Genomic DNA, 15047 nt, shown 5'->3' on the forward strand with positions numbered 1-15047 from the left:
TGTTGTTGGAAGACGGTTCGGGACGCGCTTATGCGTCCTCGCCCTTGTCGGCAAAGAGCGCATCGAGCTTGCGCTCGAAGTCGTGGTAATTGAGGAAGTCGTAGAGCTCCTCGCGGGTCTGCATCTGGTCCACCACGTCGCGCTGGTGGCCCTGATCGTGAATGCTCTGATAGACCCTGAGCGCCGCGGCGTTCATGGCGCGGAAGGCCGACAGCGGATAGAGCACCATGCGGCAGCCGACCTCGGCGAGTTCCTGCTGGGTGAACAGCGGGGTGGCGCCGAACTCGGTGATGTTGGCCAGTATCGGCGCGTCGAGGCGCTCGCAGAAGGCGCGGTAGTCGTCCAGCGTATGCACGGCCTCGGCGAAGATGGCATCGGCGCCCGCCTCGATGCAGGCGTTGGCACGCTCGATGGCGGCCTCGAGCCCTTCCTTCTGGAAGGCATCGGTGCGGGCGATCAGGTAGAAGTCGGGATCGAGGCGCGCATCGGCGGCGGCCTTGATGCGGTCGACCATCTCCTGCTGGGAGACGATGGCCTTGTTGGGTCGATGACCGCAGCGCTTCTGGGCCACCTGGTCCTCCAGATGCACGGCGGCGACGCCGGCACGCTGCATCTCCTTCACCGTGCGGGCGATGTTGAAGGCGCCGCCCCAGCCGGTGTCGATGTCCACCAGCAGCGGCAGGTCGGTGGCGCCGCAGATGCGGTGGGCGTCCTCGACCACGTCATTCATGGTGGTCATGCCGAGGTCCGGCAGGCCGAAGGAGGCGTTGGCCACCCCGCCGCCGGACAGGTAGATCGCCTGATGGCCGACGCGTTCTGCCATCATCGCGGTGTAGGCATTGATGGTGCCGACGATCGGCAGCGGCCGACTGGCCTCGAGGGCGGCGCGGAAACGGGCGCCGGGCGTCGCTTGGGTCATGGGTTTCTCCGGTCGGTGGCGGAGGCCTGGTCAGCGGCCTCCTGTTCCTGTTCGAGGACGGCGGCGTAGCGCTCGACGACGTTCTCCCGCGAGGCGCTGACGTGGCGCCGCATCAGCAGCTCGGCGAGCTCGGCGTCGCCGGCCTCGATGGCATCGACGATGCGGTGGTGCTCGACGAAGGCCCGCTGGGGACGCGAGCCGCTGGCGCTGAACTGGGTGCGATACAGCCGCACCAGGTAGTAGAGGTCATCGCACAGCATGCCCATCAGCATCCTGTTGTGGCTGCCCTGGACGATGCGGTAGTGGAAGTCCAGGTCGCCCTCTCGCTGATAGTAGGCCTCGCCGCGGCTCAGGTCGCTCTGCCGCTCGTGAAGCGCCAGCACCTCGCGCAGCCCGGCGATCTCCTCGGGCGTCATGTGCTCGGCGGCGATCCGCGCCGCCATGCTTTCCAGCGCCTCGCGCACGTCGAACAGCTCGAGCAGCTCCTGAATCGAGAGCTTCACCACCCGGGCCCCCACGTGCGGCACCCGTTCGATCAGCCGGTGCGCCTCGAGGCGACGCATCGCCTCGCGCAAGGGCCCACGGGAAATGCCGTAGGTACTCGACAGGCCGGGTTCGGTGATCTTGCTGCCCGGCGCCAGCTCGCCGCGGACGATGGCGTCCTGCAGCTGCTGGAAGACGCGCTCCGCCAGGGTGCGGACCTCGGGCGTCTGAACCGATGGTGTCTGGGCGTTGGTCATGTTAATTGTCGACAATCAAGGGATGTAGGCACTCTAGCCAGTGCCGTCTCAGGGGTCAATACGCACCATGATCGCACCTATCCCCCTTTGGTTGTAAACAACCCGGCGCGTCGCCCCGTCCAACGACGCCGGCAGGGACACCCCGTCGTCGAGCGACCACGCGGCGACGGGACAAAGCCCCTCGTGGCGCCTAGAATGTGCCGCCTGACGAGGGAAACCGCATCGATGACATCACCACTCGAGATCACCCCCCATCCCTATCGGGACGCTCCCCTGGCCGCCTTCGCCGCCCTGCGCCATCGTCCCGGCGCCGTGCTGCTCGACAGCGGCCGCCCCGCCGCCCCGGGTGGCCGCTACGACATTCTCTCCTGCGACCCCCTGAGCGTGCTGGAGGTCGACGCCGAGGGCCGCTGCCACGGCGATGATGCGCCCAAGGACCTGGCGCCCTTCGACGCCCAGCGAGCCCTGCTCGAGCGGCTGCCGCGCGACGTGCCCGCCAGCGAACTGCCCTTCCTCGGCGGACTGATCGGCTACTGGAGCTACGACCTCGGCCGCTGCCTGGAGCCGATTCCCGGCAGTGCCCGCCCCGCGGCCGAGCTGCCGGCGGCCCGGGTCGGCCTCTATGACTGGGCGCTGATCCAGGATCACGACCGCCGGGAGGCCTGGCTGGTCGCCACGCCGGAACGCCGCACCGAGGTGCTGAGCTGGCTGGACGCGGCGGCCGACGCTCGAGACGCTCCCCAGGCCCACGACGGCGGGTTCCGGCTGACCGGCGAGTTCGCGGCGGAGATGAGCCGCGACGACTACCTGGCCCGCTTCGACGCCGTGCAGCGCTACATCCGCGCCGGGGACTGCTACCAGATCAATCTCGCCCAGCGCTTCAGCGCGCCCTACGAGGGCGACCTGTGGACGGCCTATCGCCGCCTGCGCCAGGCCACGCCAACGCCCTTCTCCGGCTTTTTCGAATGGGGCCAGCGGGCGATCCTGTCGATGTCGCCGGAGCGCTTCTTGCACTGCGCCGAGGGCCGGGTGGAAACGCGCCCGATCAAGGGCACCCGGCCGCGGGGCGCCACGCAGGAAGAGGACCGCGGGCTGGCGGAGGAGCTCACGGCGAGCGTCAAGGATCGCGCCGAGAACGTGATGATCGTCGACCTGCTGCGCAACGATCTGGGGCGGGTGTGCCGCCCCGGCACGGTGCGAGTGCCCCAGCTGTGCGGGCTGGAAAGCTACGCCAACGTCCATCACCTGGTCAGCGTGGTGACCGGCGAGCTGGCCGAGCAGCACTCGCCCCTGGCGCTGCTGGCCGCCGCCTTCCCCGGCGGTTCGATCACCGGGGCCCCCAAGGTGCGCGCCATGCAGATCATCGACGAGCTGGAACCCTCGGCGCGCAGCGCCTACTGCGGCAGCCTCGGCTACGTCGACGTGCGCGGCCACATGGACACCTCCATCGCCATCCGCACCGCCGTGGCCGACCGCGGCCGGCTGCACCTGTGGGGCGGCGGCGGCCTTGTGGCGGACTCCGAGGGCGAGGCGGAATATACCGAGACCCTGGACAAGATCCGCCATCTGATGGCGGCGCTGAGCGACCCCGACTGACGCCTCCCGAGAAGCCCTCGCCCACCCCGCCGGAACAAGCCGTCATGGAATAAAGAAATCCGCCTTTAATTCTTAGCGGAATAAACACCCAAGCAAACGGTATTGGGGCCGCTCATGGCGGCTCTGCTAGGGTAGCGTCAACGAGAACACCATCATTCTGGGAGGCGCTCATGGAGCCGCAACTCGACGCCATCAATCGCGACCTGGGCCAGGACCCCGAGGCCCTGATCCGCTGGGCCCTGGAACAGGGGGCCCGACCGATCGTCACCACCAACTTCCGCCCCTTCGAGGCGGTGATCCTGCACATGGTCAGCCGGGTGCGCCCGGACATCCCGGTGGTATGGATGGACCACGGCTACAACACCGAGGCCACCTACCGCTTCGCCGATGCGGTGGTGAAGCAGCTCGGCCTCAACCTGGTCAGCTACATCCCGCGTCGCACCCGGGCGCACCGCGAGGCCGTCGAGGGCCCCATGCCGGGCATCGACGACCCGCGCCACGAGGCCTTCACCGAAGAGGTCAAGCTCGAGCCGTTCCATCGTGCCCTGAGCGAGATGGCCCCGGACGTCTGGTTCACCGCGCTGCGCGCCGAGGACACCCCGGAGCGCGCCAAGATGGACCCGGTCAGCCGCAACGCCGACGGCCTGCTGAAGATCGCCCCGCTGCTGCACTGGAGCGCCCGCGACATGTACCAGTACCTGGAAGCCCACGGCCTGCCCAACGAGTTCGACTACTTCGACCCCACCAAGGTGGAAGAGAAGCGCGAGTGCGGCCTGCACCTGCAGCACTGAGCCGACCGTGAACGCCAACGCCGGCGCCCGTCCATCTGGACGGGCGCCGGCGCTTTATTGGACCGAACGCCCCCGACCGGTGCGTGGCCCTGGTGAAGGGCCGGCCTCCGCGCCTCCGCCGAACAGCCGACGCGCGGCTCGACCCTCGAGCTCAAGCGGCGAGGAAGCCTGCCCTCAGCGCACCGGCAGCTCGATGTCGTCGAACAGCGCCTGCTCGTGACGCGGCCCGGCGGCCAGGGCGGCATCGACCAGCTCGCGATCCAGATGACCGGCGAAGCCCTGCAGGAAGTCGTACATGAAGCTGCGCATGAAGGTGCCGCGGCGGATGGCGATCTTGGTGGTGGAGCTCTCGAACAGGTGACTGGCATCCAGCGCCACCAGATCGCCATCGAGCTCCGGATCCACCGCCATGTGGGCGACGATGCCCACGCCCATGCCCAGTCGCACATAGGTCTTGATCACGTCGGCGTCGGCGGCGGTCAGTACCACATTGGGCGTCAGCCCCTCGGCGCGGAAGGCATCGTCGAGCTGCGAGCGGCCGGTGAAGCCGAACACGTAGGTCACCAGCGGGTACTCGGCCAGCGCTTCCAGGGTCAGCGACTCCAGCGCCGCCAGCGGATGATCGCGGGGCACCAGCAGGCAGCGGTTCCAGCGATAGCAGGGCAGCAGCACCAGGTCGTTGAACAGCTCCAGCGACTCGGTGCAGATGGCGAAATCGGCCTGCCCTTCGCTGACCATCTGGGCGATCTGCTTGGGCGTGCCCTGCTGCATGTGCAGGGCGACGTCGGGATACTTGCGGGTGAAATCGCGGATCACCGGCGGCAGCGCATAGCGCGCCTGGGTATGGGTGGTGGAGATGGACAGGCTGCCGCGCCGCTCGTCGCTATGCTCCTGGGCGACGTGCTTGATATTCTCGGTGAGGCGCAGTACCTGGCCGGCCAGGTCGATGATCGCCTGCCCCGCCGGGGTGACCCGGGTCAGATGCTTGCCGCTGCGGGCGAAGATCTCCACGCCCAGCTCGTCCTCGAGCAGGCGGATCTGCTTGGAAATGCCCGGCTGCGAGGTATAGAGACTCTGGGCGGTGGCCGAGACGTTGAGATTGTGACGCGAGACTTCCCAGATATATCTCAGCTGCTGAAGCTTCATGCCTGCCTCTCCCCCTGGTTCGCCCGGCCGCGTAAAGACCATTGTGAAATAAGAATATCATCCATAATTACTTTATAGCATAGCAGACCGACCGACACACGCCCGGGGACGAGGCACCACGCTGAAACGCGGGATTTGCCAGCATCCTAACCGACCGCTAACATCGAGCCACCCAGCATGCCCGAGAGCATGCCCAGACCATCCGCGCATGATGCGCAATGCAGTAATTGGAGAATCCCCATGGCCAACAACGTCGATGTCACCAATGCCAACTTCGAGCAGGAAGTGCTCAACACCGACACCCCGGTGCTGCTGAAGTTCTGGGCCCCCTGGTGCGGCCCCTGCAAGGTCATGGCACCGGTGGTCGACGAGGTCGCCGAGGAACGCGACGGCAGCCTCAAGATCGTCAGCATCAACGTGGATGACGCCCCGGAAATCGCCGCCGAACAGGGCGTTCGCGGCGTGCCCACCGTGATGCTGTTCAAGTCAGGCGCCAAGGTCGCCTCTCTGGTCGGCGCCCAGTCCAAGTCCCAGCTGACCCAGTTCATCGACCAGAACGCCTGATCGATCGACCCAGGCTGCGGTCTCCACGACGCCCCGGCTCCGGCCGGGGCGTCGTCGTCTGGGGTCAGTCGTCGCCGCGGTCCCGGCCCTTGCCCTGACGACGCTCGGAGGGAGGACGATTGGCGGTCTCGAGGGGCGCGCTGCCCGATCCCAGCAGGTGGGCGATCCAGCGCGTCTGGGGATGGCTGTCCAGGGCGATCTTCAGGGTCATGGTCAGCACCACCGACAGCAGCATGCCCACCGCGCCGAAGATCCAGCCCCACACCACCAGCGACAGGAAGGCCACGAAGGTGGAAAGCCCCAGGGCACGCCCCATGACCCGCGGCTCGACCAGGTTGCCGAGCACGAAGTTCACGCCCAGATAGGCCCCGCTGAGCATCACCGCCTTGACCACCCCGCCCTCCGGCGACACCAGCAGCAGCATCACCGGCGGCACCGCGGCGATGGCCGAACCGATGTTGGGGATATAGTTGAGGGAGAAGGCCAGCACCGCCCACAGCAGCGGGAACTCCACACCGATCAGCCTGCAGGCCAACCAGATCAGCGCCCCGGTGGCCAGGCTGATCACCGTCTTCACCGCCAGATAGCGCTTCAGGGTCAGGCTGAACTCCTGGAAGCGACGCAGGCTGGGCGCCGGGTTGACCAGCGCCCGGGAGACCTTGTCGCGGAAGTTCAGCGTCTCGAACATCAGGAACATCACCAGCAGCGCCACCACCACGCTCTGCATCATCAGGTTGCCGACCTGGCCGAGCACCGTCGGCAGCCAGTCGCCGAGCTGCTGGGCGTCGATCAGCTCGGCCAGGCGATCGGTGTCGATGGCCAGCCCCAGGCTGGCCAGGCCATCGAGCAGGCTCAGGTAATACTGATTGAGCTTCTCCTCGATGCCCGGCAGGGCATCGACGAAGGTGCCGACGCTGTTGACCAGCAGCAGGCCCAGCAGCGAGATCAGCCCGCCGATCACCACCAGCGTCAGCCAGACCGAGAGCCGCAGGCCGAGGCCCAGCCGGTTCAGCCAGTGCACCGGCCCGGTACAGACCACGGCGATGAACAGCGACAGCAGCAACGGTACCAGCAGGCTGGACCCCAACCGCATGCCGGCGACGATCACCACCAGGGCAGCCAGCGCCAGCGTCAGATTGAGAGGGATACTGCTCGGGGTATCGTTCTCGGGTGCCGCCATGCCGCCCACTCCACCATTGAAAGGACCGCCATCATGACGCCTGACGCCCCGCCACACAACGCGGCGCGGTGGCGCCATCGTGCAAGCTCGAAGGAATCGGCCGGCGCTCAGGAACCCGGGCGCGTCCGACGGCTCAAAGCGGACGAATCCCTCGCCAACAAGGAAGACGTCATGCGCCTCGACCGCCATTCGCTTCGCCCTGGTGCCCGCCTGTCCGGCGGCCTGCTCGCCCTGACCCTTGCCACGCTGCCGATGGCCGCCGCGGCCAATGGCCAGCCCGCGCCGCATCGCCTCGACGTCCAGGCCCGCGCCGAACTCGAGGTGGTGCCGGACCAGGCCACGCTCAGCGCCCGGCTGTGGGAGCGCACGCCGGCGATCGCCCAGCGCGACGCCAGCGGCGGCGACGCCCTGGCGCTGAGCCAGGCCCGCAGCCGGCTCGAGGAGCGCGCCGCCACGCTGATTCAGGCGCTCGAGGCGGCCGGCGTCGAGCGCGACGCCATCAGCGCCGGCTCGCTGCGCGTGCAGCCCGAGAGGATTCGCGAATCCAGCGGCCCCGACGGCGAGACCGAGACGCTCGCGCGCACCCGCCTCGAACGGCCCATGAAAGTCGAGATCCACGAGCTCGACCGCCTGCCGACGATTCTCGACGCCCTGACCGAGGCCGGCGTCGACGCCCTCGACGGCGTCACCTACGACCTCGCCGATCGCGACGCGGCCACCGACGAGGCCCTGAGCCAGGCCCTCCAGCGCGCGAAGCACAAGGCCGAGCTGATGGCCGGCACCCTCGACGTCACGCTGGGCGACGTGCTGTCGGTCAGCGAGAACCAGGCGCCGGTCTTTCAGCCGCGAATGATGGCGATGAGTGCCGACGCCCGGGAAAGCGGCGGCGCCACCGAGTACCGCCCCGGCACCCTCTCCATCGACGCCGCGGTCAGCGTCAGCTGGGAGATCGAGGGGCCACAGGGTGAGGAGTGAGGCGTAAGGAGCAAGCTGCAAGCTGCAAGCTGCAAGCTGCAAGCTGCAAGCTGCAAGCTGCAAGCTGCAAGCTGCAAGCTGCAAGCTGCAGGTCGACAGCCTGAAATCCCCTGGAGCAAAAGAAAACCCCGAAGGCTCAACCTTCGGGGTTTCTTGTCGCTCGGCGCTCGGCGCTTACCTTCTAGCTCGGCGCCTAGACGTTAACCGTCTCGACGCCACCCAGGTAGGGCCGCAGCGCCTCGGGCACCGTGATCGAGCCGTCGGCGTTCTGATGGTTCTCCATCACCGCGATCAGGCAGCGGCCCACGGCCAGGCCGGAGCCGTTGAGGGTGTGCAGCAGCCGCGGCTTCTTCTCGTCGGGATGACGGAAGCGGGCCTGCATGCGACGCGCCTGGAAGTCCTCGCAGTTGGAGACCGAGGAGATCTCGCGGTAGGTGTCCTGGCTCGGCAGCCACACCTCCAGGTCGTAGGTCTTGGCGGCACCGAAGCCCATGTCGCCGGTGCACAGGGTCACCACGCGGTACGGCAGCTCCAGCGCCTGCAGCAGCGCCTCGGCGTGGCCGCGCATCTCCTCCAGGGTGTCGTAGCTGGTCTCGGGCTCGACCAGCTGCACCATCTCGACCTTGTCGAACTGGTGCTGGCGGATCATGCCGCGGGTATCGCGGCCGTGGGAGCCGGCCTCGCTGCGGAAACACGGCGTGTGCGCGGTCAGGCGCATCGGCAGCCGCTTGTGCTCGAGGATCTCGTCGCGGGCGAAGTTGGTCAGCGGCACCTCGGCGGTGGGGATCAGGCGATAGCCGCGCTCGTCCTCCAGGCGGAACAGGTCCTCACCGAACTTGGGCAGCTGGCCGGTCCCGTACAGCGAGTCGTCGTTGACCATGTAGGGGACGTAGCACTCCTCGTAGCCGTGCTCGAGGGTCTGCTTGTCGAGCATAAACTGCGTGAGGGCGCGGTGCAGGCGGGCGATGGTGCCGCGCATCACCGCGAAGCGGGCACCGGTCAGCTTGGACGCCAGATCGAAGTCGAGCTGGCCGGTCCGGGCGCCCAGATCGACGTGGTCGCGGACCTCGAAGTCGAAGGTCCGCGGCGTGCCCCAGCGGTGCAGCTCGACGTTGTCGTCTTCGCTGTCGCCCTGAGGGACACTCTCGTGGGGCAGGTTCGGCAGGCCACTGATCTGCTCGTCCCACTCGGCCTGCAGCTCGGCCAGGCGCGCCTTGGCGGCATCCAGGCGCTCGCCCAGATCGCTGACCTCGTCGAGCAGCGGCTGGATGTCCTCGCCGGCGGCCTTGGCCTTGCCGATCGCCTTGGACCGGGTGTTGCGCTCGTTCTGCAGGCGCTCGGTCTCGGCCTGAAGCTCCCGGCGCCGGGATTCGAGGTCGGCGAGACGAGCGGTATCGAGGGCAAAGCCCCGGGTGGCCAGTCGTTGGGCGACCATCTCGAGGTCGCCGCGCAGCAGTTTGGGATCGAGCATGGAATCCGGTCCGTCGCAGTCGGTGAAATCAACAAACGCAAGGCGGCCATTGTAGGCAAAAGCCCGTCCCGGCGCCACGCGCCAGGATGCGTGTCGCGGCCCGTCGCGGTACAGTAGGGAATTCCTTCTCCCCTGCCGTGCGCGGCAGCAACAGCGACCGAAAAACGCCATGATCGCCAGACTGGACACCGGGCGCCTCAGCGCCTCCGACCGTTCCGACGCCCCCTACCTGCACTTTCTCGAGGCCCTGAAGGACGCCGGCTTCGAGGGCGAGATCGCCCCCGACTACGCCAACCGCACGGTGCTGGCCACCGACAACTCGATCTACCAGCGCCTGCCCCAGGCGGTGATCTATCCCAGCAACGCCACCGATCTCGAGCGCCTGGCCCGGCTGGCCGCTCGCGACGAGTTCCGCCGGGTGGCGCTCGCCCCCCGCGGCGGCGGCACCGGCACCAACGGCCAGTCGCTCACCGACGGCCTGGTGGTCGACGTCTCCAAGCACATGAACGCCATCCTCGACATCGACGTCGAGGCGCGCCGGGTGCGCGTCCAGGCCGGCGTGGTCAAGGACCAGCTCAATGCCGCGCTCAAGCCCCACGGGCTGTTCTTCGCCCCCGAGCTCTCCACCTCCAACCGCGCCACCCTCGGTGGCATGATCGCCACCGATGCCAGCGGCCAGGGCAGCTGCGAGTACGGCAAGACCCGCGACCATGTGCTCGAACTCGACAGCGTGCTGCTCGGCGGCGAGCGCCTGGTCACCCGCCCGGTGGACGACGACGAGCTCGAGGCGCTGTGCCAGCGCGACGACGCCGTGGGCCGGGTGCATCGCATGGCCCGCGAGATCATCGACACCGAGCGCGAGCGCATCCGCGACACCTTCCCGCCGCTCAACCGCTGCCTGACCGGCTACGATCTCGCCCACCTGCGCACCGAGGACGGCAAGTTCGACCTCAACAGCGTGCTGTGCGGCGCCGAGGGCTCGCTGGCCTTCACCAGCGAGGCGGTGCTCAACGTGCTGCCGATCCCGAAGCATTCGACCCTGGTCAACGTGCGCTACGCCGGCTTCATGGACGCCCTGCGCGACGCCAAGGCGCTGATGGCGAGCTCCGCCGCACCCACCTCCATCGAGACCGTGGACGACAAGGTGCTGGGCCTGGCCCAGCAGGACGTCGTGTGGGACAGCGTCGGCGAGTTCTTTCCTGACACCGGCGACACGCCGACCCACGGCATCAACCTGGTCGAGTTCAACGACGACGATCCCGAGCGCCTGAGTGAGCGGGTCGCGGCCTTCTGCGAGCACCTCGCCCGGGACGACAGCGTCACCCGGCTGGGCTACACCCAGGCCGTGGGCCGCGCGGCGATCACCCGGGTCTACGGCATGCGCAAGCGCGCCGTGGGCCTGCTCGGCAACGTCCAGGGCGAGAAGCGCCCGCTGCCCTTCGTCGAGGACACCGCGGTGCCGCCGGCGCAGCTGGCCGACTACATCGCCGAGTTCCGCGCCCTGCTCGACGCCCGCGGCCTGGCCTACGGCATGTTCGGCCACGTCGACGCCGGCGTGCTGCACGTGCGCCCGGCGCTGGACATGAAGGACCCGGCCCAGGAGGCGATGATCCGCGAGATCTCCGACGAGGTCGCCGCGCTGACGCAGAAATACGGCGGCCTGCTGTGGGGCGAGCACGGAAAGGGCGTGCGCTCGGAGTACGCCCCGGCCTTCTTCGGCCCGCTCTACCCGAGCCTGCAGCGGCTCAAGGGCGCCTTCGACCCGCATAACCAGCTCAATCCCGGCAAGATCGCCACGCCTTTCTCTTCATTTCCCCCGCCCGAAGACGCGGGTAGGGCTACTATCCCGCCCGAAGACGCGGCACCCTCAATCCCGCCCGAAACCGCGGGTTCGGCTCCCTCGGCAGAGAGCGAGACGTCCGAAGTAGAGAGCGACGACGAGCAGGCCGTGAAGTGGGTCGACCCGGGGCTTCTGGCCATCGACGGGGTGCCGACCCGCGGCCAGCACGACCGCCGGATCGACGAACGGGTCTGGCAGGCCCACGGCGACGCCGTCTACTGCAACGGCAACGGCGCCTGCTACAACTACGACCCCGACGACGCCATGTGCCCGTCGTGGAAGGCCACCCGCCAGCGCATCCATTCGCCCAAGGGCCGCGCCAGCCTGATGCGTGAATGGCTGCGCCTGCAGGGCGAGGCCGGCGTCGACGTGCTCGAGGCCTCGCGCGACGCCCGACGCGGCGGCGCCTGGGGCGCGCTCAAGGCCTTCCCCGGCAAGCTGAAGAACACCCTGGCCAAGCGCCGCGGCGAGGACGACTTCTCCCACGAGGTCTACGACGCCATGGCGGGCTGTCTGGCCTGCAAGTCCTGCGCCGGCCAGTGCCCGGTGAAGGTCAGCGTGCCGACCTTCCGCTCGCAGTTCCTCGAGGTCTATCACGGCCGCTACCTGCGTCCGCCCCGCGACTACCTGATCGGCGGGCTGGAGTTCATGATGCCGGCGCTGTCCCGCGTCGCGCCGCTCTACAACGCCGCCCTGGACAACCGCTGGATCAGCCGCCTGCTGGCAGGCCCCGTGGGCATGGTCGACAGCCCCCGGTTGTCCCGGGCGCGCCTCGACAAGCAGCTCGAGGCCTGGGGCGTGCCCGAGGCCACGCCGACCACGCTTGGCCGACTCACCGCGGCCCAGAAGGCCAACAGCGTGGTGCTGGTGCAGGACGCCTTCACCAGCCACTTCGAGTCCCGGCTGGTGATGGACGTGGTCGAGCTGCTCGAGCGCCTCGACGTGCGGGTGTTCGTCGCGCCCTTCGCACCCAACGGCAAGCCGCTGCACGTGCAGGGCTTCCTCGGCGCCTTCGAGCGCACCGCCGAGAAGCAGGCCGAGCGCCTGCGGACGCTGGCCGACTTCGGGGTGCCGCTGGTCGGCATCGACCCGGCGATGACCCTGACCTACCGCCAGGAGTACGTGAAGGCGCTGGGCGCCGAGGCCGTGCCCGAGGTGCAGATGCTGCCCGAATGGCTGAGTGAGCGGTTGGCAGAGCGAGCGCCCGAGCTGGCACCGCAGGGCGCCCGCCTCGACGATCCCGGCTACCGGCTGCTCGCCCACTGCACCGAGAAGACCAATGCCCCGGGCACGCCCAGGGCCTGGCAGCGGCTGTTCGCCGCCTTCGGCCTCGAACTCGAGGTGGTCGCCACCGGCTGCTGTGGCATGTCCGGCACCTACGGTCACGAGGCGCGCAACCTCGAGACCTCGAAGACCATCTACGCCCAGTCCTGGCAGCCCAAGGTCGAGGACCCGGCCAACGCCGGTCGGCTGCTGGCCAGCGGCTACTCCTGCCGCAGCCAGGCCAGGCGGCTCTCGGATGCCGCCCTGCCCCATCCGCTGCAGGGGCTTCTTACCGCGCTCAAGCGGGCCACCTGAGCGCGGCCGCACCTCACCCCGGCCCGGAGGCGAGATCATGTCACGCACGCCGATCGTCATCGGCCTGCTGCCGGTCGCCGCCGGGCTGCCGTGGCCCTGGCTCGGCCGGCTGCCCCTGGGGCAGCTGCCGGCGATATCCTGATCCGCCGCGGCCACACCCGCTTCTACGTTCCCCTCACCGGCATGCTGCTGATCGGCGCCATACTGACGCTGCTGCCGTGGCTTTTCCGACGATGACGCGTTATCGACGTGATTCATCGCTTCCATCGATTGCATGTCGGGGTCGGCAGCGCTAGTCTGCGCGCCCTTTACCCCAACCCTGACGAGAGAGCGAACGACCATGGAGCATGCCGGTTTCGACCTGGCGATGATCGGCCTGCTGGCGCTGATCTGCCAATGGCTCGCCTGGCAGCTGAAGCTGCCCGCCATCCTGACGCTGCTGGTCGCCGGCATCGCCGCCGGCCCGGTCACGGGCCTGCTGAGCCCCGATGCGCTGTTCGACGAACTGCTGTTCCCGCTGGTGTCGCTGGCGGTGGCGGTGATCCTGTTCGAGGGCAGCCTGACGCTGAACTTCCGCGAGCTGGGCGGCCACGGCCGCACGGTGCGCCGGCTGGTGACCTGGGGCGCGCTGATCACCGGCGTCATCGCCACGGTCGCGGCACGGCTGCTGCTGGGCCTCTCCTGGGAGATGGCCAGCGTGCTGGGTGCGCTGCTGGTGGTCACCGGTCCCACGGTGATCCTGCCGATGCTGCAGACGCTTCGCGCCCGCGAGCACCTGACCCAGATCCTGCGCTGGGAAGGCATCCTGATCGATCCCATGGGCGCCATCGGCGCGGTGCTGGTCTACGAGTTCGTGGCCCTGGGCGCCGGCGGCGAGGCGGCCACCCATACCCTGGCGCTGTTCGGCCAGACGGCGCTGATCGGCTTCGGTCTGGGCATCGCCGGCGGCTACTGCTGGGGCCTCATGCTCCGCCACCACTGGCTGCCCCACCAGCTGCACAGCTTCGGCACCCTGATGCTGATGCTGACGCTGTTCACCGTGTCCAACCAGCTGTTCCACGAGTCGGGCCTGCTGACGGTGACGGTGATGGGCGTGTGGATGGCCAACATGCGTGGCGTGCCCACCCGCCCCATCATCGAGTTCAAGGAAACCCTCTCGGTGCTGCTGATCTCGGGGCTGTTCCTGCTGCTCGCCGCACGGCTGACCGTGGAACAGCTGGCGCTGCTGAACTGGCCGGCCTGGGTCTTCCTGCTGGTGCTGGTGGCCGTCGCCCGGCCGCTGTCCGTCTGGCTGTGCACCCTGGGCAGCGGCCTGGCGTGGCGCGAGAAGGCGCTGCTGGCGTTCATCTCGCCGCGCGGCATCGTGGCCGCCGCCGTGGCCTCGCTGTTCGCCCTGCGCCTCGAAGAGGAAGGCATGCCCGGCGCCGAGATGCTGGTGCCGGTGACCTTCCTGGTGATCATCAGCACCGTGGTCAGCCAGAGCCTGCTGTCGCGCCCCCTGGCCCGCTGGCTGGGCGTTCAGCGCCCCTCCCCGAACGGCGTACTGATCATCGGCGCCAACGCCGTGGCGCGTCAGCTGGCCTGCACCCTGCGCGACGCCGGCGTCAGCGTGGTGCTGGCCGACAGCAGCTGGGACGCCATCCAGCTGGCCCGCAACGAGGGCCTGACCACCTACTACGGCGACCCGCTCTCCGAGCATGCCGCCCAGCACCTGGAGCTCAGCGGCATCGGCTATCTGCTGCCGCTCTCGCCGTACCGCGAGCTCAACGACCTGGCGGCGCTGCACTTCGAGCACCTGCTGGGACGTGACCGGGTCTTCCGCCTGGCGGTGGACGAGGGCCGGCGCGGCAACCGCCCCCAGGGCCAGGCGCTGGACCACCTGCCGCTGCTGTTCGGCCGCGACGTGACCTTCGCCAAGCTGTCGCGCCTGGTGGCGGAAGGCGGCGAGGTGCGTCTGGAGCGCTGCGGCGAGAAGTTCCGCATGGAGCCGCAGCGCCAGGCCCACGCCGGTCGCTGGCTGCCGATGCTGTGCATCGGCCCGAGCGGACGACTCAGGATTGCGACCGGCGAGACCGGCCTGTCTCCCAAGCGCGGCGACACCCTGATCAGCCTGGTCTATGCCGACTCGCCCAGGCACTCGCTGCAGACGGTGGCGAGTCCGATCTAGGCGCCATCGTCTCTGCTGCCCACCACGCAACGGGGCCGCCCATCTGGGCGGCCCCGTTGCGTTGGCGGCGGGTCCTCACG

12 protein-coding genes are annotated in these 15047 nt (G+C 68.9%); 7 read left to right on the forward strand and 5 right to left on the reverse strand.

Annotation, left to right across the window (positions count from 1 at the left end):
- Window positions 1–28: 28 nt before the first annotated feature.
- Window positions 29–919: a methylisocitrate lyase gene (prpB, locus tag FIU88_RS13045; protein ID WP_016853820.1), complete on the reverse strand. Its 891-nt coding sequence runs from the start codon at window positions 917–919 to the stop codon at window positions 29–31.
- A complete protein-coding gene (locus FIU88_RS13050) occupies window positions 916–1659 on the reverse strand; it encodes a GntR family transcriptional regulator (RefSeq protein WP_016853819.1) in 744 nt (247 codons plus the stop codon). Before FIU88_RS13050 ends, prpB begins: the two co-directional genes overlap by 4 nt.
- A 225-nt stretch (window positions 1660–1884) precedes the next feature.
- On the opposite strand from FIU88_RS13050, the gene pabB reads away from it, so the two are divergent.
- Together pabB and FIU88_RS13060 are read left to right on the forward strand one after the other, a co-directional pair.
- Window positions 1885–3255: an aminodeoxychorismate synthase component I gene (gene pabB / locus FIU88_RS13055; RefSeq protein ID WP_152479522.1), complete on the forward strand. Its 1371-nt coding sequence runs from the start codon at window positions 1885–1887 to the stop codon at window positions 3253–3255.
- 170 nt (window positions 3256–3425) lie between these two features.
- On the forward strand, window positions 3426–4046 hold the full coding sequence (locus FIU88_RS13060; protein WP_152479523.1) for a phosphoadenosine phosphosulfate reductase family protein: 621 nt from the start codon (window positions 3426–3428) through the stop codon (window positions 4044–4046).
- Between the two features lie 174 nt (window positions 4047–4220).
- Here FIU88_RS13060 and cysB read toward each other — a convergent pair whose 3' ends face one another.
- The gene (cysB, locus tag FIU88_RS13065; RefSeq protein ID WP_152479524.1) at window positions 4221–5192 is read right to left on the reverse strand and encodes an HTH-type transcriptional regulator CysB; all 972 of its coding nucleotides are present in this window, start codon (window positions 5190–5192) and stop codon (window positions 4221–4223) included.
- Window positions 5193–5432: 240 nt separating this feature from the next.
- Between cysB and trxA the strand changes: the two genes are divergently transcribed.
- Window positions 5433–5756: a thioredoxin gene (gene trxA, locus FIU88_RS13070; RefSeq protein WP_152479525.1), complete on the forward strand. Its 324-nt coding sequence runs from the start codon at window positions 5433–5435 to the stop codon at window positions 5754–5756.
- A gap of 64 nt (window positions 5757–5820) precedes the next feature.
- Here trxA and FIU88_RS13075 read toward each other — a convergent pair whose 3' ends face one another.
- Window positions 5821–6936 carry an AI-2E family transporter gene (locus tag FIU88_RS13075; protein WP_152479526.1) on the reverse strand — a complete coding sequence of 372 codons (1116 nt, stop codon included), beginning with the start codon at window positions 6934–6936 and terminating at the stop codon, window positions 5821–5823.
- A gap of 171 nt (window positions 6937–7107) precedes the next feature.
- On the opposite strand from FIU88_RS13075, the gene FIU88_RS13080 reads away from it, so the two are divergent.
- The gene (locus tag FIU88_RS13080; RefSeq protein ID WP_152479527.1) at window positions 7108–7911 is read left to right on the forward strand and encodes an SIMPL domain-containing protein; all 804 of its coding nucleotides are present in this window, start codon (window positions 7108–7110) and stop codon (window positions 7909–7911) included.
- A gap of 193 nt (window positions 7912–8104) precedes the next feature.
- Here the strand turns inward: FIU88_RS13080 and serS are convergent, their stop codons facing one another.
- A complete protein-coding gene (gene serS / locus FIU88_RS13085; RefSeq protein ID WP_152479528.1) occupies window positions 8105–9382 on the reverse strand; it encodes a serine--tRNA ligase in 1278 nt (425 codons plus the stop codon).
- A gap of 169 nt (window positions 9383–9551) precedes the next feature.
- Here serS and FIU88_RS13090 point away from each other — a divergent pair, with 169 nt between their 5' ends.
- The 3 genes from FIU88_RS13090 to FIU88_RS13100 all read left to right on the forward strand — a co-directional run bounded on the left by FIU88_RS13090 (window position 9552) and on the right by FIU88_RS13100 (window position 14967).
- Window positions 9552–12800: an FAD-binding and (Fe-S)-binding domain-containing protein gene (locus FIU88_RS13090; protein ID WP_152479529.1), complete on the forward strand. Its 3249-nt coding sequence runs from the start codon at window positions 9552–9554 to the stop codon at window positions 12798–12800.
- 141 nt (window positions 12801–12941) lie between these two features.
- Window positions 12942–13037 (forward strand): DUF2905 family protein, encoded by a 96-nt coding sequence (locus FIU88_RS19430; protein WP_253742816.1) that lies wholly within the window; start codon window positions 12942–12944, stop codon window positions 13035–13037.
- Between the two features lie 103 nt (window positions 13038–13140).
- Entirely contained in the window at window positions 13141–14967 is a 1827-nt protein-coding gene (locus FIU88_RS13100; RefSeq protein WP_016853809.1) for a sodium:proton antiporter, read from the forward strand.
- Window positions 14968–15047 lie beyond the last annotated feature (80 nt).

The organism is Halomonas sp. THAF12 (assembly GCF_009363675.1).
Lineage (GTDB): Bacteria > Pseudomonadota > Gammaproteobacteria > Pseudomonadales > Halomonadaceae > Halomonas > Halomonas smyrnensis.